Consider the following 25,555-nt stretch of genomic DNA (forward strand, 5'->3'; position numbering starts at 1 on the left):
ATAACTATTTCTTCATCACCAATGGTGCACCATTTACCATTACGTTTTCTATTTTAACATCATCGTACTTATTTTTAAGCACAGGGTTTTTGGTAGTTACCTCCATGTTCTTAAACGTAACATTAGACAACACATCTAACGGATTGCCATTCATTATCCCAAACTGGGTACTTTCTACTTTAATGTTAGCAAAGGTTATATTTCTGATGGTTCCAAATGGCTTTTCGGTACTACCTGCTAAGTCAAAAAACTGTTTCCAGGGATTTAAACTAATGATAGAACCACATTTACCAGTGATATTTTCAATCGTAATGTTCTCGTAAATTTGAAAAGTATCTCCCCTCATCTTCAGGTTTAAAATTGGGCAGTTGTTCTCCATAATGCAATTTCTCATCACAATGTTAGTGGCATAAATGCATTCGCTCCCTAGGGTTAGTACGGCATGCGAATTACCAAAAGTGCAATTCTCTATTAAAACATCTTCTACCCTCCCATTTTCGGGCAATACATGTGCAGTTGGTCCTTTACCACCTTTAATGGCTATGGCATCATCATTTACCGAAATATAACAATTGCGTATGGTTACCTTTTTACAAACATCTAAGTCTATCCCATCTGTACTTGGGGCGGGCACGGGTTGGTATGGCGAACTGATATCTGTATTTTCAATCAACACGTCATTACACTGGTACAAATGTGTTGTCCAAAAACCAGCGTTACGCAGTTTCACGTTTTGTATTTTTACTTGGTTACTGCCCCATATCAAAATCAAGCGTGGCCTGCTTACTTCTAAATTGGTACTTTCTTTACCTATCTTTCTTAAAGAGTCACGGTGTGCCCAAAAAGTTTTCCAAAACTTTAGGCCATTGCCATTAATGGTACCTGGGCCCGTAATGCTAAACTGATCTACTTGGTAAGCATTAATTAAGGCGGCAAAGTATTTCTGGCTTCTCCCTTCCATTCTTGAGGGAATAAAAGGATAATTGACAATATCGTCTGATCCTTTTAAAACTGCTCCTTCCTGTAAACGCAGTTTCGTTTTTTGCTTAAAAAATAAGGCACCCGTTAAGTAGGTACCCTTTGGAATGACTATGGTACCACCTCCTTTGGCTGCTGCTTTATCAATTACCTTTTGTATGGTTTTGGTTTGTATAAGGCTACTATCAGCTTTTATTCCAAAATTAGCAAGGTTATATTCTTGTGCATTCGCACAAAAAGAAATACAAATTAAATAGCATAACAGGCTTAGTTTTTTCATTGTATTGATAATAAGGGGTAAATATCTTATTTTTTCAGGTATAATATAATTTTGCAATTAGCTTCCTCCCCCAAAACCCTCCACAGTAAAAAAACAGCATAACACAAGTAAAGCAGTATTAATTATTAGAATTGCTACTGGCATCTTGTGTCCCCCGCTGACGGGGGAATCTAGGGGGTAGTTTGTTCATTTATCTTTTTCCTCTCCCACCTACCGATGAATCGGGATCAACTCTCCAGATTGGAGCAGTATGAAGAATAAATTATTTTTTCTACATTCTCAGGTTTAAAAAAAAAAATTGCCCGAGGCAAGCTCAGGGCAATTAAAGAGAACGGTTATTTAAGTAATGTTATTTCCAATCAAAGGGTAAATACCAGTTGGCGGGGTTCATTAATTTCGCCCTTACGCTAGCTGCGTTGGGGTTACCCGCTTTTAGTAATTTTTGGTAAACACGGTCTGCTAAAAAGGCAGGGTTATTTTGCCTGCGGGCTATCCGTACCAAATCTGGCCAACGGTTACCTTCAAAAGCCAATTCTAAAGCAGCCTCATCAATCAGTTTGTCTTCTAGGCCTATCATATCCGTTTGTAAGGCAACTGGATGTGCTACCAAGCCTGCCCTGCCCCTAATGCCCGAATTACGGTACCAGGTACCAGAAAGATCTGCTGTTTTTCTTGCATCAAAATAATAAGGTGAAGTTGCTGGATAAGGAGTGATCATGGTATTCTGTTCCGCTTCGTTAACTGGCGCGATGGCACCTGCCGTATAAGTACCTACATAATAGGTATTGGTTAAGCCTATATTTAAAAATGCCCAGCCCAATTTGCTTTGTCCATCTCTATTGGCCGCTTCGGCAAAGCGCAAATGTAACAAGGCAGCACGGTAAATACCCCATTTGCCCCCATTGTCTGTAAACTTGGTAATCATATCGCCACCCAGTGTGGTGCTATAAGAAAGCCGGCCCCTAGCATCAGCAGGAATTCCACTAGCATGCATTTGGCTATTCCAGTAATCTTTAATGGCTTGTGAAGGTCTAATCTGGTAGCTTCTGGTTGGTGAAACCAAGTCTATCATGGGGTTACCAGGCTTAAAAGCCGGATTGTAAGGCAATGCCCAAAACCATTCTGTATTCCAAGACGTTAAGGTGGTTGGCAAACCAAAAATAGCACGCCAGCCCACATCAGGACTATTAACCAATGAGCTTGGATCTTGCCACCTAGAGAACTGCACCCCTAAATTGGCATAAACAGCATCAACAAAGGTATTGATTTTGTAGAAATTGAATCTAAAGTTATCATTGGCATTGTTATCCTCTGCTTTCATGCATTTCGAATAATTTTCAGCAGCCTTAAAATAATTTCCTTTCCACAAATACAAATCGCCCAATAAAAAAGGCTTGGTAATGAAAAATCTTGCAGTAGAATTGCCATCAACCGTTGCCAATATTGGGTTACCAGCAGTATAAGCGTATACTTCTTTGTAAGGCAAACTTTCAGTAAAGGCAATCAATTTGTCTAGCAGCGCATCAAAAGAGATTTTAGGGTAATTAGCCAAACCTTTTAAATCATCTACCGTTTCTAATGCATCAGTAATGTAGGGCACACTGCCATATTGAATGCCCAATTGCAAATAAATCCAGCTTCTTAAGGCACCAATATCAGAATAGTGTTTATTGTAATCGTCTACACTCATCTTAAATTCCGCCTTCATTTTATCGAAATTTTTGAGTACATCATTACAGTTTACAATTAATTTGTAATAAGGTCTAGGATCTATGTATGGGTTTGTTTTAGCTGTATTATGGTTAGACAGGTCTTGCAAATCTATAGTAGAATTTGCGGTTACGTCTAATAAATCTGCACGCAGCTCGTTTTGCAAGATGTAGATTTTTTGCAATTCTTGAAACTGACCATAAATACCCAGCACTGCTGCATCAGCATCACTCACATTTTTATAGGCATTGCTATAATCTAAGTTATTTTCTATGGGTACGTCGAGCATTTTTTTGCAAGACCAAGATCCACCAGCTACCATTCCCAATACCAATAGGGTAGCCACTTTTTTATTTAAATTCATCTTCATGATTAATTTCTTCTAAAATTATAATCCAACCCTAATTCCCAATTGTACCGACCTAAATTGCGGCTCAAGTGTAGTATCTACACCCTGTGTAAATAAACTGCCTGTATTGCTAAATTCTGGATCGTAGCCCAAGTAATTGCTAAGGGTAAATAAATTATTACCAGTAGCATAAATTTTTGCGTATTTAATTGCTTTGAGCTTTAAAGGCACATTATAAGTTATACTAACGGTACGCAAGCGCAAGAAAGAGCCGTCTTCTATCCAACGATCAGAGAAACGGGCATTGCCCATAGGGTCGCCATACGTTGCTTTTGGGGTATTGGTAATTTGGCCATTCCCTCTCCACCTGTTGTTTACTGCTAAAGTTTGGTTGTAATAGTTGCTGCTCGATTCTAATTGTGCTCTGGTATAGTTATAAATATCATTGTTGCTTACAAAGTTAACCAAGGCATCCAAACTCCAGTTTTTATAGGTAAACGTACTGGTAATGCTGCCATAAAAAGACGGATTTGGATTGCCAATTACTGTGCGATCTGCATCATCAATAATTTTATCCCCGTTGGTATCTATAAACCTCACATCTCCTCCAGTAAAAGGAAGTAGCGTTCCCAATTCATTCTTTACCATTAAGCCCGAAGCCGCAGCTTCTGCATCTGTAGCATAAACACCATTGCTACGGTGCCCAAAAAATTGATTGGCAGATTTACCTACCGAAGTAAGGTAAGTGCCACCAGCATAAGTAGTAATCACGTCATTTCCATCGGGCAAGGCAGTAATGGTATTACTAGAAGTACCTAAGGTAAAACCAGCATCCCATTTCAGGTTGTTGTTTAAGATTCTTCCATTGATAGTTAAGTCTAGCCCTTTGGTTCTCATGCCACCATTGTTACCTAAAAAAGAGGCGGTACCTGCAATAGAATTCACCAATTGGTAAGTAAGCATATCTTTAGTGCTATTAATAAAGGCATCTACACTGATGCTTAAACGTTCGCTAAAAAATGAACCATCTATACCCGCATTAAATTTGCGCACGGTTTCCCATTGTAAATTCGGATTGGCAAAATTACCAGTTACCAAACCTCTAATACCCAATATATTTTGTGAGGTATAGTATTTACGGGCAGTATAATTGCCTACATCATCATTACCTGTTAAACCATAGCTCATTCTTATTTTCAATAGGTCTACCCTATTTAAGTTGCGCATAAAAGGTTCTGAAGAGATAACCCAAGCGGCACCGATAGCGGGTAACACTGCAAATCGATTACCATTGATTCTTAAGCCATCATCAAAGTTTAAAAAGCCTTGGCCATCTTTGGCTCCAAATCTCGAAGAACCATCTACTGCCATAGCGAAGTTAAGCAGGTATTTATCGGCATAACTGTAATTGGCTATTAAATAATTATTCAACGTACGCCACCTACCTATGTCGCCACCAAAAGTTCTAATGGTCGCATTGCTATTGGCAATCCCAATCAACTGGTCTGTTGCCGAATTAAAGCCCAAGGCAAAATCTTGTTCGGCATCTGATTCTGAATAGCGGAAACCTGCAATGGTATGCACTTTACTGTATTTGCCAAATTTCTTGTCGAAGGTTAGCCTTAAATCGTTAAACACATTAAAAAATCGACCTACTTGTGAACCTAATCTACTATCGGCCACAAAATTAGAAAGGGTATCATTGGTTACTCCTTTTCTTGGGATAAATAAGGTTTCTTGGTATTTATCATACGTAACCCCTGTTAAGTTAGATAACTTGAAAGTTTTGTTAAAGGTATAATCGAAATTAATGTTCCCTACAAAACGGTAAGCCTTTTTTTGGTTCAAACCTTTCTCTATTAAAGACCTTGGATTACTTATTTGTAAGGTATCATAATCTGCCAAGTTTGGCGAAACTGCCCCTGAACTGCTCACATCATTTTTAGCCATAAATGGCGATTTGATCAATGATAAGAATAAAGGATTGGTGGCTGGCGAAATGCTCTGGTCTTTTAAACTTTGTTCGCTATAGGTAAAAGCCAAACTGGTATTGCCCTGTAGCTTTTTAGTTAAATTTAAATCACTGTTAAACCTGGTGCTGTATTTTAAATTATCGGTACTGTCTATTACCCCTTTATCTCTGGCATAAGCTGCAGACAAAGCATATTTGGCAATATTATCGCCACCTGTAACCTTTAAAAAGTAATTCTGGTCGAAACTATTCCTCAGCACTTGTTTTTGCCAATCGGTATCATTATGGTATTTGTAATAATCAGGATTTGCAGTATTGTCATTCATGTAAGGCAAAGCTGCAATGGTAGCATTGCTTAAACCTTGACTTTTTAACACATCAGACAAATAGATGCGGTAATCTGCTGCATTCATTACCGGCAATTGTTTAGGTTTAAAGTTAAAACCGCTATAGGCAGAAAAATCGATATTGGTAGCCAAATCACGAGCCCTATTGGTGGTAATGAGCACAATGCCATTGGCTGCTTTTACTCCATAAGCCGCAGTTGCCGTAGCATCTTTTACAATACTTATATTTTCTATATCCCTCAAGTCTATAAATTGCAATGGATTATTAACGTGACCCTTGGTTAAAGAAAGCCCATAAGAATTCGCGTCGAAAACCATTCCATCAACCACATATAAAGGCTGGTTAGAACCATATAAAGAGTTAAAGCCCCTAATAAAAATATCAGCTCCAATACCAGGTGTACCCGATCTTCTGGTTACCCTTACCCCTGCAGCCCTACCTTGCATATAGCTACCTGCAGATTCTGAGTTGTTGGCCCAATTGCCCTGCATATTTATGTTGTTAATGGCAGGAACTGTTCTAGCTTGTGATACTACACCAGATGGAGTTACTACCTCATTGTAAACAGAGGTATAAGAAATGGGATAAATTTTAGTACGCACCGGTTTGCCTTTATACACAGGTACCACTTTGGTTTGAAACCCATTGGCAGAAATTTGGATGCTCGAGTTAAAATCTGGAACGGTGATGGTAAAATTACCCTTATCATCTGTAATGGCGGCACTAAAACCAGTAACACTGATGTTAATGCCCACCAATGGTTTATTGGTATTGCCATCAATTACTGTTCCGGTTACTTTCTCGCCCTTAACTGTTTTTAGGTTTACCTTAACCGTTGTAGTATCTGTATAGGTTTTTGCAGTATCTACTTCTTGAGCCTTTACGGCCAGGCTAGTGGTGAATAAGCATACCAGCAACAAGCAAGCTCTTTTTATTTTTGTAAAATTATACATAGTATTTTCTTTGAAAGCTAGATTTAGGTTAAGGTAAAACAGGTTCGAAACGCAAGTAGTCCAATATCAATGTACTTACATTTTGGCCAGTACTATTTGCCGCAGTTAGCCTAAACTGCAAATTACCAAATTGTGCGGGGGTGTATTCTCCGCAATAAGTTTCGGTATAGATAAGTGGGGTAATGGCATGTGTGTAAAATAAAGTATAGGCCAAAGAGCTAGGGTTATAAAAGAAGTAACGCTGTGTAAAAGCAGCTACCTGAGAATCTCCGGGTAAACCCGAAACTGCCCTTGCATACACTTTGTATTTAACTACTGGTAAATTTGTTTTGGCATAAAATGCTGCAAATTCTGCTACCCCATGATTGTAAACCTCTATATCATTGAAAGGAACCCCTAAATTATCAACTTTTGTTCGGTATAAAACTGTGCGTGAAGCACTAAAAAATAGTGGTTTTTCGCCTTCTATTTTAAATTGAGGTACTTTGTCTTTTAACCTAAAAGGCAAGGCATTCAATACATAAACTATTCCATTACTGGCTTTGTAAGATTTTACAATATTGGCTTTGTTAATGGGCACTTTAACTCCCCTTACAGATACTAAAGTATCTGGTAGCTGGTTTTGTTTGTACACGCCTTTAATGGTTAAATCTTTAGCTAAATAGAATGAAGCATTAAAATTAGGATCTGTACTTGGATAATAGGTGCTTAATTTGGCGCTTTCGCTAGTAAATGCATTGTCTTGCAACATAAAGTAGGTGTACTCTTTGCTTTCGTCTCTTAAATCTGCCACATTTACCCAATAGGTATTGCGTGCAATTAAAGGCGGGTTAGGCGCAAAAATTGGATTGCCATTGGTATTGTAACCAATAATGGTAGCATTGGCCGTATCAATTACCATTGTAGATAGATTTTTAATATAGTCTCTTTGCAAAGGTGCATCTGTACTGGCTAGCATGTAATCCCATACATTTGCTTTGGTTACCAAGGCTTGGTCTATGGTATGCAATACGCCATTTTTAACAAATTTCCCTCCGCCAGCAATTGTTGCTTCTTCAAACTGATTAGCTACCAAGTTTGCATATTTATTGTTTAACAATTTCACCCTAATTGTATCTGGTTTATTTGATACTGGATAGGCTGTTAAAGCAATGTGATTGGCTACAAAATCTTTAAGCTTTGTCTGATCTGAAACAATAGCAGGGTCTAGGCCTGCTAAAGCTGCATTAGTTGGTGCCCAAACGGTATAGTTTTGAGAATTAGCCAAGATTATATCATAACCTGTACTTTTCACATAACCATTAAATACACTTAAGTTTGCCTCTGTCGCCAATTTTTGTGATAGGTTAACCGTATTGTCTACGTTCTCTACCTCATTGTGTACCTCCCAATTGTCCTTACAAGAGTACAATAAAGTACTTAAGCTTAGCAAGGATATATAGATTAAATATCTTTTTTTCATCATCATCTTTTTATAGTTTGGTTACTATTTCGTTGCTTTTATGGACGTTTGAATATTGCGCCAGTTGGATGAAACCTTGGATAATTTTGGTCATCATCAATAGGAATAAAATGAATCATATCAATATTCATATTTGCAGTTTGGTTACCCCTTAATGCGGTAAGGCGTAGCCAATGCCTATCGGTTGTTTTAATATCCGCAACACCTGCAAGTTTGCCAACCATAACAGACCATTGGTTATTTACTGAAACTGGCTGTAAACCTTTTGTTACCCCATCTGTTGCAGTTTCAATAGTGGTGGCCATGTAACGTTTAAAACCATTGGTTAACATTAAGCCATCTGCATCTGATCTAGCAGCGTTTGCGGTAGGCACTCCAGAAGAAGTTAAAGACTGAGTAAAATCTACCAAGTTTGGCAATAACTGTTCTTGTGGGGTACCCACATCAATACCAATTTGATCAAGCGGACCATTTTGATTTTGGGTATAACAGATCCATACCTTGTATTTACCCTTTACCAGCATTGGCGTTCTAATTTCAATCCAAAAGTTACGTGCAGTATTATTTGTTGAGGCGTTAAACTGAATAACATCTCTGTTGGCATAACTTCTACCATCTGAAGCACCAATTGGTAAGGACGATACTGCATAAGTTATAGGTTGCCCAGGAATCCTATCTCCCCTTATACCAGCTGGAATAAATTTGCCATTGGCAATTAAATTGAAACCCTGTCCTGGCACCCTCCATGCAGCCATCGCTTTCAATTCTGGTTGATCTGTAATATCAAAGAAAACGCCAGTAGGTACACGAGGTTTAATTTTGTAGAAACTTTTCGATTCGTGTAGCACCCCATTTGAAGCCGTTTGGTTACTAAAGGTTCTATTTACTTCTACACCTGGTTCAATTACACCATTAAACTCATCCTCATTTAATAAAATTTTAGTACCCACTAGTTTGGTGGTTACAATTTCACTGGGTACTAAAGTGGAAATTGAAGGTGATGAAATGATATCAGGTGTGTAACTGGCGCCTGTAGAAATGTGATAAGCTACATACATCCATAAACTATCAGTATGGCTACGTGGATTACCTTTGGATAATTTATTACGTAACTCGGTGTAACTATTAAAGCCTGCGGCTTTTAAGGCTGAATCTGATTCTAATATTACCGTTTGAAAGCGACGTGTAGTATCTGGTATATTGGTTTGTGCGTAATTTAAAGAATCATAAAAACCTGTTGCTTTTAAAGCTTCGGTAAAGATTTTATAACGGTCATTTGCTTCAATACTTTGTGCTAATGTTTTAGTAGCTGGTACCAATACATGGTCTATTACATGGATAATTCCGTTTCCTGTTCTTACATTAGAAAGAAGAATAGTTGTGGTTTTATTAACCACATAACTACTTACCCCACCCTTAAATGCAACACCTGTTTGTAAATATTGACCGTATAAAGTAATCTGAGCTAGCTTACCATCTGTAAATTTGGTAGTGGCAATGGTATCTGCTAAAACATGAAAACGAACCACATCTTTTAACTCGGCTGGAGTCATTTGATCTATACCAGTTTTATTGATAGATTTTAACCATTCATTTACGGCTGTGTTGTTAGGGGTAAACATGGTGTATTTACCGTAAGCGCCTAAATATCCTTTGGTACCAGAACGTTCTAATATTTGCAAAAACAAAGAAAACTGGTCAGGGTTTTTTTCTAGGTATCCTGTAATGTTCACATCTTCTGTAGTGGTTTGCGTGTATTGTTCTTTATTACAAGCATTAATCACGAAAAATACCATTGCACTAAGTATCACCAAATAGGCTAACTTGTGGATGTTTAATTTCTTTTTCATATCAATATTATTTAGTGTAGAATGGATTTTGAACTAATTTCGGATCAGCAAATAGGTCGTCTTGGAAGATTGGTAGGTAATGGCTATTTGGGTCTCTAAATTTGGTAATGGCTGATTGTTGTAAAGTTGGTTGAACGGTTCTTGATACCATATCTAATAAAATATCTATTCTGCTGTAGTTATTGCGTTTGGCATGGCGCAACAAATCAAACCAGCGTTTGCCTTCAAAAGCAAACTCCCTGGCACGTTCGGCTAAAATGTAATCACAAACCGCTTCTTTATCAGCTGGGTCTATGATAGGCTTTGGATTGGGATCAACAGCATTACGTCTAGTACGCAAATCGTCTACAATAACTAAGGCACCAGCTCCATCTCCTGTTAAAGCTAAAGCTTCTGCTTTGATCAATTGTATATCAGAAATTCTATAGGCTTGCCATTTTACAAATGAAGGATTTTCTGTCCCAAACTTTTGTATGGTAAAAGCAGCATTGTAAAAAGAAGCAGCCCTAATGTCGTAGATGTTGTCTGGATCAATATCATCTGGTACAAAAACATCTGAAACCAAAAATGGAGAACCGATATAACGTCTTTGTGCACGCACCAATAAATTATAAAATGGATTTTCAATAGTCTGGTCAAATTCAAAAATAGTCTCTACAGACGAACCTCTAAAAAATACCGTATTGAACCAGTTTGAGTTGGCACCCACATAAGCAAATCGTTGCGAAGAAATGATCTTTTCACACTCGGCTAAACATTCTGGGTATTTTTCCATCCATAGGTAAACATCAGCCAATATGGCGTTAACTGTAAATTTGGTTACCCGTCCTTTATCTGTTCTAGTATTACCATAGCTCGTTACGGCACCTTGTTCTGCTTTTTTCAAATCGATAACAATTTGATTTAAAACTTCTGCTTGTGTACTTTTAGCCAGATCCAATAAATCTGTGTCTTTGGTAGTTGCAGTTAGCTTTAAAGGTACAGCGCCAAATGTACGCGCTAAATAGAAGTACATTAAACTCCTTAGTGTTAATGCTTCGGCTACATAGGCATTTAATGCCGCGTCTGTAAAAGTTGGGTCTGTGCTTTTTACAGCAGGTGCCTCTTGTATTACCGTATTGCAATAATTAATGGTACGGTAAAATGCTGCCCATTTAGTAAAGGAATTATCTGGAGTTGTATTTACATTAATGATATTAAACTCCTCATTAACCATACTTGGCCCAGGACTAACCATATCTGCTCTAAGCTCTCCAAATACAAACATGTATTCTAACAAAGACCTGTCAGACACATTTGGTGGCGAGGCTAGTAAAGAAGCATAACAGCCAGAAACTGCTGCCAATACATCTTCTTTTGTTTTCCAAAATTCTTGTTTTGTAATGCCATCACGAGGTTCTAAATCAAGCCATTTATTGCAAGAAGTACCCAAAACCAGTATGGTAAATAAAGTAATGCTATATATAATCTTTTTCATCTTTTTTACGCTCATTAAAAGTTAGCAGTTAAACCAAAAGTGATGGTTTTAATTGGGGGTGTGGTAGAATAATCGATTACGGTATTAGAACCATTTAAGCGAACCGGCACCTCTGGATCTTGACCTGTATATTTAGTAAAGGTGAGTATGTTTTCTACAGTAACATAAGTACCTATAGATTTCATGCCCAATCTTTTGATAAAGTTCTTTGCAAAATCGTATTTTAAAGTCACTGTTCTTAACCTTAAGAAAGAGCCGTCTTCAATATACCTATCAGAACCTAACCAATTGTATCCACCTTGGTAGACAGCCCTAGGCATATCTGTTACATCACCCTCTTTTTTCCAACGGCGTAATACTGCTGTACTTTGGTTGTTGTATCCATACATATTGGTGGTATTAATTTTAGTACCATTAATAATATCTGCTCCAGTACGGAAAGAGAAATTAACTGATAATTTAAGGTTACCCTTATAAATCCATGAAGAGCCAAAGCCACCTGTTAATTTCGGATTACCATTACCTAAATACACAATATCTTTGTAATCGATATTTCCATCATGGTTAATGTCTTCGTACATAGCATCACCAGGTTGAAAAACATAATCAATTGAAGGGTAAGCGAAACGCATGTAAATTTTATCGCCATTTGGACCAATAATTTGGTTGCCACTTTCATCTACAGCAATAGTTGCATCTCTGTCTTTGTAAACACCTTTAAACTTGAAACCATAGAAAGAGCCAAACGGATTATTCTCTTGTACAAAAACCTTGTATACATTGTTATCGGTTACTTTACCCTTATTCTCTCTAGGTACCAACGGAGAAAGCTGTCTAATTACATTTTCATTGTGTGCAATGTTAAAGCTCAAATCCCATCTCAGGTTTTTCTTTTTCACTACCGTACCATACAAGTTCAACTCCCAACCTTGGTTATCTAAAGTACCTACATTCATGTCTACTCCTCCATACCCATTGTAGGTGGCTACTTGTAAGTTATTTTGGAATAAATCTGTTGTTCTTTTGCGGTACAAATCAAAATCAGCTGTTAATCTGTATTTAAATAAATTTAAGGTAAGCCCTACGTTAGATTGAGTTACGGTTTCCCATCTTAAATCGGTTAACTCCATATTGGTAGAGTACACTCCAGCATTGTCTATGTAGCTAAAGCCATAGTTTTGATAAGTATTGAAATAGCTGTAATCATTACGAGGTACGTTTCCACTTTGTCCATAACTGGCTCTAAAACTAAAATCATCAATGTATTTTTTAGTTTTTTCCATGAATTTTTCACTAGAAACTCTCCATCTACCAGAAATGGAAGGGAAAAGCCCATAACGGTTATTGGATCCAAATCTCGAGTTACCATCTCCCCTTATACTTCCATTGATGATATAACGGTCTAACAATTTATACTGCACACTGGCCAATAAACCAACTGAACGGTATTGACTAGCAGATGAACCAGCAGAACCATTTGTATTGGTACGACCATCTATTGAAGGATCTGTTAAGAAAGAAGAGGCAGAATTAGTAGCATATAGAAACTGACTTGTTCTACGCGTATCTTCGCTATCGAAACGTAAAAATGCGACAATGTTATGTTTCTTACCCAAATCAGGTGTATAACTTAAATTTAAATTGGTATTCATGGTAAATGAATCACCATCAGAATCTGATGATGTATTCACTACTGATTCTGTAAAAGGTCTACCAGTGGCAATTTGAGGCAAGAAAGTTTTTGATTTGGTATTGCTAATGTTGGCCTGAAAAGTTCCTCTAAGTTCAAGTCTAGAAGGTACAATGGTATATAACAAACTGAACTTTGGTGTAATTCTTTCTGCCAATTGAGCATTACTAGCTGCCTTTGCCATAGCTAAAGGGTTGTAAGTACCTGAGTACGTACCTTGAGCTGTTGCTGCTGGACTGAAAAAATTGCCCGTTAAATTTCCATATTCATCATATTCATACAAGCTCTGGTTAGGCATTTTAGCATACGCTACATCCCTAATTCTACTGTTAAAAACATTTGATTGATCTATATGTGTATAGGCAATATCTGAGCTGAACCTAATTCGATTAGAAACTGTATAATCTAAATTTACCCTAGCAGAAACACGGGTTAAGCCTGTACCTACCGTAGTACCATTTTGGCCAAAATAATTTACCGATGCACGGTATTTGGCTTTTTCACCACCCCCAGAGATAGATAAGTTATGATCTTGCAGAAATCCATTTCTAGTAATGGCATTTAGCCAATCGGTATTATTGCTGTAATTAAAATAGTTATAAGGGTCATTTTTATCATATTGAAATTGTTTGGCAAACTCTGAGGTAGAGAATTGACGACCTGCATTGTAAAATTCTTCTAATACCAATGAAGAGTATTGATTTCCATCTAACATTGGGATTGGACCAGGCTGTGCCGAATAAGAACCTTTAAAATTGTATGAGATTGCTGGCGGACCAATTGAACCTCTTTTTGTATCAATTACCAATACTCCATTTGCCGCTCTCGAACCCCAAACTGAAGTTGCTGCTGCATCTTTTAATACAGTGATTGTTTTTATATCTGATGGCGCAATGTTTAACAATTGTCCGTAGCCATTTTCATCAGAAGTAGCAAAATCGAAATCTGAAGGAACAGTAATGTCATACGGCATACCATCTACCACAATCAATGGATCTACCGCTCCGTTAAGTGAAGAGGTACCACGAATACGGATCTGCATGGGTGCACCTGGATCACCAGAACTAGCTGTAATGTCTACTCCTGCCATTCTACCCTGTAAAGCTTGATCGATAGAGGCGGCCTGCATGTCTTCTAATTCTTTGGCATCTATGGTTACAGATGCCGAAGTTTGGTCACGTTTGTCAATCTGCATTCCACTGCCATTACTCGTTTTCACTCGAGATGAAATCACAACCTCATCCATTGTATTGGATGATTCTTCTAATTGGAAGTTAATAACAGGCTTATCGATATTTAATGGTGATGTAGTATTGTAACCAATAAAAGAAACCATAATTCTTAAACTTTTATCAGTTACTGGGATTACATAGTTTCCATTTAAATCTGAAGAAACCCCTTTAACTACCCTTTTATCTTTGTCTACCAACATTACAGATGCACCAGGAATTGGGCCTTTATCTCTTTTATCGATAATGCGTCCACGCACCGAAGTGATAGGTGGTTGAGTTTGGGCTTTAACAACTACTGATAAAAATAAACAGCAAAGCAAGATGAATATACCACTTGTATATTTTTTATGTATAGAGATCTTCATCGTTAAAATTGATATTTTAAATAAGTGTTAATTTGATGGATAACTGTTCGGTTGGAGAGCACATTGCTTCGGTCTGTTGGGCCCAATAGCACATTAACTGTACTGTTGGCAACATCTCTAAGTGTAAGTACATTTGGGCCATTGGTATTGGCAGTAACGGTAACTTTAGCAGCATCACCTGAATCATCTTTTAACAAAGATTCAAATACACCTGTTTTTTGTCCATCATTGGCTACTGTATTTTTAATGATATGGTATTGGATGAACTTGGATACTTTACTAATCTCTGCGGCATCTGTAGGGGCAAAGTTTGGTGTACCATTGGCTAATTTAGGCAACAGGTTAGCTGTTACAGCTGCCTGAACTGCGGCATTGGTAGGCACAAAAATGGTATAAAAAGAACCATCAGAAACACCATTTATTGCACCAGTTGTAGCATTATATAAGGTTACATTACCCTTTAAGTATTGCCAAAATGCATAATATGGGTCGGTTGCCAATGTTCCATTTTTTTCAATGTGCTTACTTACTGGTAATACGGTATACATTAATACTTTAGCAGCATACACATCTGCTCCATTCACCGCTGTTGTTATAGAATCAATAGCAATTGTTTTATCAATCACAGCTGCGTTATCTTCTGTACCTGCAGATGATATTCTACCATTCGCATATTTGATGTATTCTCCGTTTGAAGCTTCTAAAATACCAGAGCTTGCTGCAAAATTCGGTACATCACGATTTCCTAACGGGATGATATGGGTTTGTAATATTCTTCTCAATATTGTTAAATCTCCACGTATTGGGGCTTTAGGGAAAAATGGATCATAAGAAATACCCATGCTCACTAAAGTTGCATCAGTAATTGGAACAATTATATAGCGCAATGAAGCTGTTTTAGGAGGAATGGTATAGCCTAAAAAGTCCATTGCCTGTTTCATAATCTTATAGGTAGGATCTAAATTGATTTTACCGTAAACCGTAGCGAAAGCGTTTGCATTTTGGGCAGTACTCACACCGTATAATAGTCCGTTACTTAAAAACTGTTTATCTACTACATTACCAGTAGTTAATTTAGTTGGCTCTCCTAAAAAACTATTTACAGTTGTGAATTTAGTTGGCCATACAGCTGCTCTATACATGTGAGAGTTGATAAAATCTCTAATGATGTCTGGTCTAATAGCTGATAACTCATTTAATTGCTCTTTATACGTACCTGGTCTTAAAACACTTTTAGCGTAATATTTTAGCAATACCTTTGAATAAGCTTCGACAGCTGCATCAGTTGGTGCAAATATGGTGTACATACCTGTTTGGGCATCATTGGCATCTTCTTTTAAGAAATTTTCATTGTTAGGTGAGAAACCAAGTAAACTGCTGTAGTTTTTTGCATATACATTATCTGCTTTGCCAGTTAGTACTTGATAGCGATGAGAAATATCTGCATTAAGGTTATACGTAACATACTTATCAAGTAGTGATTTAAAAGCACCATATTGTGATTTTGTGTTGATGTATTGATCTATACTTAATGGTGGTGTTAAAACTTTATCTATAATATGAATAACTCCATTTTCTGCTACAATATCTTGTTCAGTAATTTGAGCACCAGCAACATTTTTGCCATTGTAATTTGCATTAGGGTAGAAAAAATTATAATCTACAGCAGAAATGCCCGTAAAGCTCATGAATGGAGGCAAAAAGTATGGGATGTTTTTATTGTTAAAATCTGTAGACAGATAAGTTCCATTACGATTTCCCGCGATTACTTTAATCGGGTTCCCATCAGCATCTGTACCATCATAAACAAAGTCATAATAAACAGTACGACGTCTAAAACCTGTATTTTTCACGAAACCTCTTGAGGTGAGATTATCACTTAAACGTTCAATTTTTTCACCATCATAAGTCATTGCATACCTTACAATAGCTGATGCCAACTCATTACTAATGGTAGTTAAATTGTTTTCTGCCATGTAGGTTGCAAAAGCAGCATCAGTTGGTGCAAATACCGTCCATGAACCCGCAGCGCTTAAGGTTTCCTTATAGCCAGATTTATCAATACAATCTAAAAATTTAGTGAAATTTCCTTTTTGTTGCAGTTGTTGATAGATGGGGTCTCCCAAGTTTTCTGGTCTACCGTAGAATTCATCAAACTCCTTTTTTCTGCAACCAGTCAGTAAAAAGATAAAAGTCAAACAGACAGTTATAAAATTTAGTACAAGTTTAGTCATAGCTATTTTATTAAATAAAACGGCTATTACTTAAGCATAGAAATACAAATCACTCTAATCAAATAGAACTGAAAACTTAATAAATGATGAAGTAGAGTAGAGTTTATTTCATACTTAGCAATAACAACGTTAGTTTATATTTGGTTAGTGTTTTTGGTTTTATCAATTACATTTAATCACAAAGACAATATTAAGCGAGTCTTTTAAATTGGGGATCTTAATAAAAAATGAATTAATCTCAGCTTTCTTAATCGATAACGAATTGTTCACCATTTGATTAAGAATGCAGCGTGAATTATTTCATACTTAAGGGCAGCTTATATTTTGGTTTTGTTCATTTGGTTAACTTTTTAAATGTAAAAGTTAAATATTAAAAGTCCATCCTGTACTATCCTGTCGGTTTACTATAAAATATTATCATAAAAAAATGCAAGCTAGTATTGGAATTGATAAATCGATTTACCTTAATATTAAGGCAATAAGCATCTGGATTTTTAAGCGAAAAAAAATAAAAATAATTCTAACATCTGTTAGTTGTAAGGTGTAATAAATACTGGACCTATAAGCCCAGAGGGCATAACCGACCATTTTGAGGCATCGAAATCCTTATAGTTGATATCTACAAAATTAATTTCATGATAGTTACGCCATTTGATTTTTTTGATGTCCATATCTCGGATGCGATTAGCCATTAGATTTACGACTTCTATTTTTATAGAATTAGCACCAACTTTAAGGTACTTACCTACCCTAGCCTGAAAGGGAATACTCCATAAAATACCCACATCTTGGCCATTGATATAAACTCTTGCACTTTCATCAACCTGGTTTAAATTAAGAACATATTCTTTCGCATTTTTTTCAGGTAAATTAAACGTTGTAGTATATACTCCTGTTCCAGAAAAAGATTGTACTTTATTATCATATAATTCGGTCCATGAAACTAATTTTCCTAGTTTTTGATCTGCTGGTAATTCAGGCCCACCCGCTGTAAAATGTAAGTTCCAAGTCTGGGTGAATGCTAGCTGATTTGCTGGTTTTCCTAAATATCTCCACGCACTAGTAATTAATGATTTTTCTTGTGTAATTTTTAAGATAATGCTCTCGCCTGATTTGAGTTGAAGCCTAACTTTAGTTTTACCACTTTCTACTTTTGTAGCAGCCAAGCCATAAGCCCCATTTTGCGGATCCATTAATAAAACGTTTCCATTCTCATTGATAGGTAAATAACTATCAATATCATTAGCGGTATGATTAACTACAAAGTAATACTTTCCTCCAGCAATATTTCTACGGATAAACTGCAATCCAGAATCTGTTAATTCTTCTCTTCTAATTGATTTAAATTGTAATGCTTTTTGAATATCATTAGCCAATAGAATTTGCCCCTTACCTATTTTAAATTGCTTAATTCCGCTTTCTACAGTAATGAAATTCAATTTGTCTAGGGCAGTTTTTAATTGTAACCTCCTTAACGGTAAATCATTTAAACCTGGTACATCTTTAGGTAATTCTTGAAAAATAACTGTGGCACCTGCATTTGCCATTGCTATTACCTTGTTCAATGTGTTTAAATTTATCATCTCACATTGTGGAATAATTAAGGTTTGATAAGGTGATGCGTTTGCTGAAGTTTTTACAAAACCATTTGCTATGGTAGATTGAGCTAATAAATTGTCTGAAGCAAAATCAAAAGCGTAACCATTTTTAGATAAGCTTGTAGCTAATTTATAAAATGGAGTTGGATGTAACCAATCATCAACATCATGTACTTTTAGTGCGATATCTAGCCCTTTGGCTTGGTTCCAAACATCATAAACTGGCCAGTAGATTAACAATTCATTATCTGCCTTGCCAGCTTGTAATACAGATTGACAACGAGCGATGTAGTTATTAAGTCCATCTATTTGTGGCCATAAACTATTTGTTGGGTTCATTTGCACCGATGCATAAAACAACCAACCTGGCCAAACTGCAGCTGAAGGAGAATTGGTAGTGCCATGATAAAAGATATGATTTACTCCCGAAAGAAATAACTGCTCAGCTTCTGGTTTACATTGAGAAAACGAGGTTTTAAAATGCTCGGTTAACCAGGTAAATGTTTCTGATGAAACTAATTTTTTGCCTGTTGTATGTGCTGCCGATGAAGCAAACTTGCTCATCATTGGATCTGGGTTTACATTGCGTACATCTTCTTTATTGCGACGCAGCCCTGGAATAGCAAAAGCACTTGAACCAAAAGTTTCTGTTTCCGGAATATCTACTGCACTATACAAATCTAACAGGTTGCCTGGAGATCCGTGTGCTTGATTTTTAGATAGAGATTTATATTGATGTGCCCAATTCGTCCATGTTTTGGTAAAGTTATTTAGCAGCAATTCATTCATTGTTTCTCTATAATCAGATTTCACCCTCTTGATTGTTTCCGAATCGCCATCATCTGCTGTTAACTCCTTTATATAATTGCTTAAATCATAACCTCTGTTCTTTTTAAAAACGGTTAAAAAAGTAGGTGTCCAAGTTGCACCATAAACTTCATAGCTGTCGTTAAAAAATGACCTTACACCTTGCGGTTTATTTGCAAAGGCATTATCAAATCTTTTCAAATAAGTGTCAACTGCATTTTTATCTAAGTGATCTAAAGTAAAGCCTTCACCACCAGGTGCAGCACGTTTTACCTGTTGCCTTGTTTTGCCAGCAAACACCGCATAAATTTCATAAGTTCCTTTGCTTGGCGACCAGTTTAAATTTCCATTTGCATCTACTTGGCTTAGTAAGTTTAAAATCTCATCATTTCCATACGCCGTTACCGCTTGTAATTTGGCAAGGTCTTGTTTGGCTTCTTTAACTTTAATAGGTTCACTTAATTTCTCCCCTTCTTTAATACTGTATTTTTGGGTGATGAGTTTAGTAGCAGCATTTTCTGGTTTAATTTGCGGACCACCAAATGGCCATCCTGTTCCAGTATTCATGTCTACCCCTAAACCCAAGGCATTAGATTTATTAACTGTAAACTGCAACATTTTCATCCATTTTGGCGATAGAAAATCAATGTAACTAGATTCGTAACCCACAGCACCATAAATTGGTGTAATCTCTACTCCCCCTATCCCTGCTTTTTGGTAGGTTGCTAAATTTTGACTTAAGTTTTTTTCATCAACAGCACTCCCCATCCACCACCAGCGAACCCAAGGTTTCATTTGTTTTTCCATTACCGGCCAAACGGTTTTAGTTTGAGCAAATGAATAATGAGTAAGGGATAATGCAATAATAAGTATTGAAAAAAATCTTTTCATAATGTAATATTAGGTATTCGTTCAATGTGAGCTAAGTAGAGTGTATTTTTCATATCAGATTCTTCGCGTTGCTCAGAATGACAAAAAATTAATCTAAATGGAAAACTTCTAATAAAGGTTTACTTATTGGAGAATTATCTGGATTGGTATCCATGATATCTGCCATATAAGCCCACCATTTTTGAACAATTGCTGTGCTACCTAAATCTTGAGATGATTGTCCGTTTTGCTGCTGAACGGCAAACAAGATATTTGTTTCTTCATCTAAAAATATGGTATAATCACTTACACCGTTGGCCTTAAGCAAAACTGATAACTCTGGCCAAATTTCATCATGACGCTTTTTATATTCAGCAGCAAAACCTGGTTTAAGTTTCATTTTAAAAGCAGTTTTCATATTCTTTAGTTGATGTTAAGCTTAATAGATGAGTTGTTTTTACCTGATGTTTTAATCCAGAGTATTTTACTTTTTGGATCAAAAAACCAGCCTGCCTTATTCTCTAATGCAGATGTGGTAGAAACAGCATTAACTATTTGGTCATTTTCTATAACTGTTTTAGGTTGATTGGTACCATTCCAATGAATTTCTGTTAAATAACTATGTGTTGTTGGTTTAAATTGACCAATTGGCTTGTCAATGTTAATGGATAAATTTGACCCTACTAAATTTGAAGTAATTTTTGTGTTTGAAAAATTCCCTTTTTGATAGTTTAGGCTTAAGTTATCATCTTCATATAAATCATAACTCGACTTCCCGTAAGGAAAAATTGCTAAAGTGATTACATCAACAGGTTTTTCGCCAGTATAGCGCATTTCGGGTTGCATCGGAATAATACTTCCACCTTTTACAAAAATCGGTATGGTATCTAAAGGTGCTACCACATGGTGATAAGTTTTACCCTCATATTTTTGATTGGTCCAATAATTAAACCATATTCCTTTTGGCAAATAAACTGATCTGGTAATGGCTCCTTTTGTAGTTACTGGGGCAATCATTAAGTTATCACCAAACATGTATTGGTCTGCTATCTCGTACACATTTTCATCTTCTTGGTTATCCAATACCAATGCCCTCATTATAGGCACACCAGTTTGGTATTGCTGATGCATGCTTGTATACATATACGGAAATAAACGGTAGCGCAATAAATCGTACTTTTTGAAATTACGCAATGCATCGTCACCATATTTCCAAGGCTCTTTATAACCTGGATGATCCATTCCAAAAACTAATGCAATTGGACTAAACATACCAAACTGAACCCAACGTATATATAATTCTGGATCTACCTGATGCTCAAAACCTCCCATACAATGGGCCCAAGTACCTACACCTGATAGCCCAACATTTAAGCCTGCTTTAATAACTGGTGCAAAATACTGCCATTCGCTTGGCCAATCGCCAGCAAAAATATAGGGATAGCGTTGAATACCCGAATAACCTTCACGAGTTTGATTTAAACCTCTAAAACCATTAAACTTCTCGAATTCTTGGAAAGGAGCCTTAGCATAAGCAATAGGAAAAACGTTATGTAATTTTTCTGCTTCCTTTCCTGTAGGTCCTACTTTTTCACTTTCATTTGCTAAAGCACCAAAAGCACTACCTTCATCTGTTTTTAAGAATTTTGCACCAAGATTTGCAACCCTTTTTACACCATTCTCCCACCACCATTTTACAGCAGTAGAATCGAAAAAATTAACAAATTCACCAGGTTTTCCGTTCTCAGGGTAAGTATAGCCCTTTTCTCTTGCTTGGTCTAATAGATTTAATTTTTTAGCATTATCAAATCTTGGTCTAATATGCAAACCAACCATCTTATAATTCAAGGCATATAAACTATCAAACATTGATTTTGGATTTTTAAAAGTTTCTCTCCATTCGAAAGTTGTTGCACCCTTACCTCCGTTTTCACCAAATAAACGCCAAGTAGAATCTAACCAAAACAAATCAACAGGAATTCCCAATTCTCTATATTTTTTTGCCAGTTCTACCACATAATGATCAGAAGTTTCCTTTTCGTGCCCCCAAGTACCACCACTATAGGTGCCTGCATGTAAACCTAATGCAAACTGTGGCAACATTGGCGATTTACCAGTAATTGAGGTATAATTATTTAAGATATTTGGAAAAGTTGGCCCATAGATAAAGTAATAATCCAATTCTCCATCAACAGCCTTAAAACTATATTGATCGTTTTTAGCAGCCCCCATATCCCACTCTGTAGCAAAAGAATTATGCAAAAAGATGCCGTAACCTTTGGTACTCATAAAAAATGGAACTGGGCAATAATTAGCTTCTAGGATATTGTAAGCTCCAATTGCATGTGGTAAGCCCTTACCTCTCCCAACATTTAATTTAACTTTCTTACTTCTACGGTCCATAAAATCCATACGCTCACCGAAGCCGAAAAAATGTTCATCAGCATCCATCTTCTTATTTACAACAACAGCATTTCCTTCTTTTTGCATTCCGCTTGCATCAGTACTTAAAAGTTTACCTTTTGCATCAAACACCACTATCCTAAATGGACTTTTAAATAGTTTAACTGTTAGTTTTGCTGTAGTTAGCAAGAAATGATCCTTTTTATCTTCTACTTTGGGGTTTACCAAAGGCCATTTGTAATTGCTTACCATTAGGTTTTCTTGAGCCTCAAATTTGCCATTCCAACTTGCGCTCACTCTAAAAATTTCGGGAGAGCAGAATTCTAATCTAACCTCGCCATTGGTAGTTAAAAACGATAATGTATTTCCAGTTTTTTTGTATCCTGATTTATAATTACCGATAGTTTGAGCACCAACAATGCATGAACTAAAAATTAAAAGAAACGCTATTGATAAAGATCTAATCATACTTATTGTATTTCCAATTGATTAATTACTATTCCAGGATCTAACAGGTAAATTTTAACAACTGAATTGCCCACTTTTGTAATTTGGTGTTTGGTTATACCTGAGGCGAAACCTTGTAACACATTTTTTTTCCAGATATCATTTTCAGCTGCAGGAGAAATATTTATAATTTGGGGTTTTTCGTTACCAACCCCAATGGCATAGCGAACTTTGCCAGTAGCACTTACCCTTTGAGTTGGCAAACACTTAACTTCAATTTGATGTTCTCCTGTGGTTTTGAAATTAACATTGTAAGTTAAAAATGCTGCTTTTTCAAATTCATTATCTTTGGTAGGCACAAAATTTAATGGAAATACAGAAATGCCCTTCCCACTTACTCCTAAACCCTTAATAGTCTGCAACATTGTTCCTTTTGGAGCAAATCTTTGCACAAATGTTGTTGCACTGATAACTTGTTTATTTTCACTTTTTACTTCATTTTTTACCGTTTCGGCTATTGAAGTGGCAACTTTAGGCATATCGAAAACCGGAAGCTTACGTGGCCTATAATCCATTATCCCATCCCATTTACCACCTGCAATTTCTTTATTGTATTTTACAGTAATGGTTTTAATTTCCTCGAAGGCATCTTTTGCTTTTTGGGCATACACTAGGCCTTGTTTATCCCCCCTATCAGCGTATAAGAAACTTTTCTTTGCGTATAGAATTTTCTGGTTCATTAAATATGCGCCTTGCACTGGATATAGGATCAGTTCAAAATATGCATCTTTTAACCTAGGTGGAATTTTTTCGTTAAGCGCAACTGCATTCTTATAAATTGCCGCATAAGCTGCTAATCTTTCATTAGCTTGTTGATCAGTAAAACTAACAGAGCCCATATGTTCTGGCTTTGCCTCATGGGCTAAGCGATAGTAAATGGCTTTAATTTCTGCAATCGGTTTGGCAAATTCTTGTCCAAATGTTTCTGCGGCCCAACTTTCAGCATAATTATGCGCATTTTCAGGTCTCCATTTATTTACATCCCAAGCCAAATCCATTGCAAATTGAGTTTCCATTTCAGCTGGCTTAATATCACCAACATTAATAACCCACAACCGATCTGCTTTATACTGATAGGCTTTGGTTAACTCATAAGATATTAATGAAGGAGAAATTGACGAAAGCCATAAATAGTCGTGCGGAGCACCCCAATAAGAAATATGGTAGTAAACCCCACTTCCACCAGCACGTTTTTGTTCTTGAGCATTAGATAACTGACGGATGTACCCATGATTATCATCAGCCCAAACAATGGTTACATCATCTGGCAAATCTAAACCTGCTTGGTAAAGCGACAAAACTTCTTTGTACGGACAAAAGATTTGAGGGATGGTATTTACTGGCTGGGTTAAATTGGTGGCATCTAACATTAACCTTTGGTCTTTGATCACTTCGCCCAATAATCTTACTTTTTCGTTTTTGTCTTTTGGTCCAGGCATACTTCCATCATGTATACCTCTCATGCCTACGGTATAAACGGCTTCGTAATTTTTGGCTTCGAGCACTCGATCTGTCCAATAAGTTGCCATTTCATTTTTATTCAAATCGTAGCGCCATTCACCTGGTTTCTTGCCGTATTCGTGTTCAAAATTCTCTGCCCACTCAAATACGTTATTCCTTAACATCGGCTCACAATGGCTCCCACCTAAAACAATGGCATATTTGTCGGCAACTTTTGGATTTTCTTTATAGTAAAAAAAAGCTTTAGTAGATGGATGCATGGCTGGCCAGATGTAATTGGCCTTTAATCTCAATAATAATTCAAATATTTTGGCGTACGTTTTTGGACCCATATCTTTCACATCGGTATCCATATTTTTGGCAGCCCAAGGCTGTATGCCCCAATCTTCATCATTAATGAAAATACCACGATATTTTACCGAAGGTGGACCTATTAAACTTTGCCCTGTTGTAACGTATAAAGCGTTTTTATGTGCTGGTTTAACATCTGCCCACCAGTTTAAAGGTGAAACACCAAGCATTCTAGACAGTTCAAAAACTCCAAAGGCTGTTCCTCTTCTATCGCTACCAGCAATAATTAAAGCTCTTTTAACTCCTTTAGCAGGGTTTTCGACCACAGAAATGGAAAATGTTTCCCACTTACCCACCAAAGTATTTTTATTTATTTTACCTGTTTTAATCAGCTGATCGATGTAATAGGACTTTCCGATTGTGCCTACAATGATTGGATAAGTGCTTAAAACTGGGGTATTTTTAAATATTTTTGGCGTTACGTTAGTTAATAAATAGATGTCGTTTTTAAAAGCTTCGGCAGCAATGCCAACTACTTCAGCATCTTTTTCATCGATGTAAACCGAAGAAGATTTTCCATTCTCAACAATTGGAAAAGACAATGGAATATTCTTTTCAGTAATCCGAATTGTCGCTTTTTTTTCTTGTGCAAACAATACATTTGTCGTTAAACACAAAAAGCATAGTAAGGATAAAAGAAAACTCTTTCTGACTAACA

The 25,555-nt window shown here is 36.6% G+C and carries 12 protein-coding genes; all 12 read right to left on the reverse strand.

Annotated features, from left to right (window positions below; translation table 11 throughout):
* Positions 1 to 4: 4 nt before the first annotated feature.
* Positions 5 to 1,258, reverse strand: coding sequence for a glycoside hydrolase family 28 protein (locus tag FA048_RS09710; protein ID WP_136840303.1), 1,254 nt, complete (start codon positions 1,256 to 1,258; stop codon positions 5 to 7).
* Between the two features lie 349 nt (positions 1,259 to 1,607).
* Positions 1,608 to 3,338: a RagB/SusD family nutrient uptake outer membrane protein gene (locus FA048_RS09715; protein ID WP_136840305.1), complete on the reverse strand. Its 1,731-nt coding sequence runs from the start codon at positions 3,336 to 3,338 to the stop codon at positions 1,608 to 1,610.
* Positions 3,339 to 3,356: 18 nt separating this feature from the next.
* Positions 3,357 to 6,590, reverse strand: a complete 3,234-nt coding sequence (locus FA048_RS09720; protein WP_136840307.1) for a SusC/RagA family TonB-linked outer membrane protein — start codon at positions 6,588 to 6,590, stop codon at positions 3,357 to 3,359.
* A gap of 28 nt (positions 6,591 to 6,618) precedes the next feature.
* Positions 6,619 to 8,058, reverse strand: coding sequence for a fasciclin domain-containing protein (locus tag FA048_RS09725; RefSeq protein WP_136840309.1), 1,440 nt, complete (start codon positions 8,056 to 8,058; stop codon positions 6,619 to 6,621).
* A 32-nt stretch (positions 8,059 to 8,090) separates the two neighbouring features.
* Positions 8,091 to 9,902 (reverse strand): fasciclin domain-containing protein, encoded by a 1,812-nt coding sequence (locus FA048_RS09730; protein ID WP_136840311.1) that lies wholly within the window; start codon positions 9,900 to 9,902, stop codon positions 8,091 to 8,093.
* 7 nt (positions 9,903 to 9,909) lie between these two features.
* Positions 9,910 to 11,379, reverse strand: coding sequence for a RagB/SusD family nutrient uptake outer membrane protein (locus tag FA048_RS09735; RefSeq protein WP_205943465.1), 1,470 nt, complete (start codon positions 11,377 to 11,379; stop codon positions 9,910 to 9,912).
* Positions 11,380 to 11,393: 14 nt separating this feature from the next.
* Positions 11,394 to 14,666 (reverse strand): SusC/RagA family TonB-linked outer membrane protein, encoded by a 3,273-nt coding sequence (locus tag FA048_RS09740; protein ID WP_136840315.1) that lies wholly within the window; start codon positions 14,664 to 14,666, stop codon positions 11,394 to 11,396.
* Positions 14,667 to 14,668: 2 nt separating this feature from the next.
* A complete protein-coding gene (locus FA048_RS09745; protein ID WP_136840317.1) occupies positions 14,669 to 16,900 on the reverse strand; it encodes a fasciclin domain-containing protein in 2,232 nt (743 codons plus the stop codon).
* Between the two features lie 530 nt (positions 16,901 to 17,430).
* Complete coding sequence (locus FA048_RS09750) at positions 17,431 to 20,196, reverse strand: glycosyl hydrolase (RefSeq protein ID WP_136840319.1); 2,766 nt, start codon at positions 20,194 to 20,196, stop codon at positions 17,431 to 17,433.
* 88 nt (positions 20,197 to 20,284) lie between these two features.
* Complete coding sequence (gene rhaM / locus FA048_RS09755; RefSeq protein WP_136840321.1) at positions 20,285 to 20,593, reverse strand: L-rhamnose mutarotase; 309 nt, start codon at positions 20,591 to 20,593, stop codon at positions 20,285 to 20,287.
* Positions 20,594 to 20,598: 5 nt separating this feature from the next.
* The gene (locus FA048_RS09760; protein ID WP_136840324.1) at positions 20,599 to 23,046 is read right to left on the reverse strand and encodes a glycoside hydrolase family 31 protein; all 2,448 of its coding nucleotides are present in this window, start codon (positions 23,044 to 23,046) and stop codon (positions 20,599 to 20,601) included.
* Between the two features lie 2 nt (positions 23,047 to 23,048).
* Complete coding sequence (locus FA048_RS09765; RefSeq protein WP_205943466.1) at positions 23,049 to 25,493, reverse strand: glycosyl hydrolase 115 family protein; 2,445 nt, start codon at positions 25,491 to 25,493, stop codon at positions 23,049 to 23,051.
* Between the last annotated feature and the right edge of the window lie 62 nt (positions 25,494 to 25,555).

The sequence above is a fragment of the Pedobacter polaris genome (assembly GCF_005116505.1).
Lineage (GTDB): Bacteria > Bacteroidota > Bacteroidia > Sphingobacteriales > Sphingobacteriaceae > Pedobacter > Pedobacter polaris.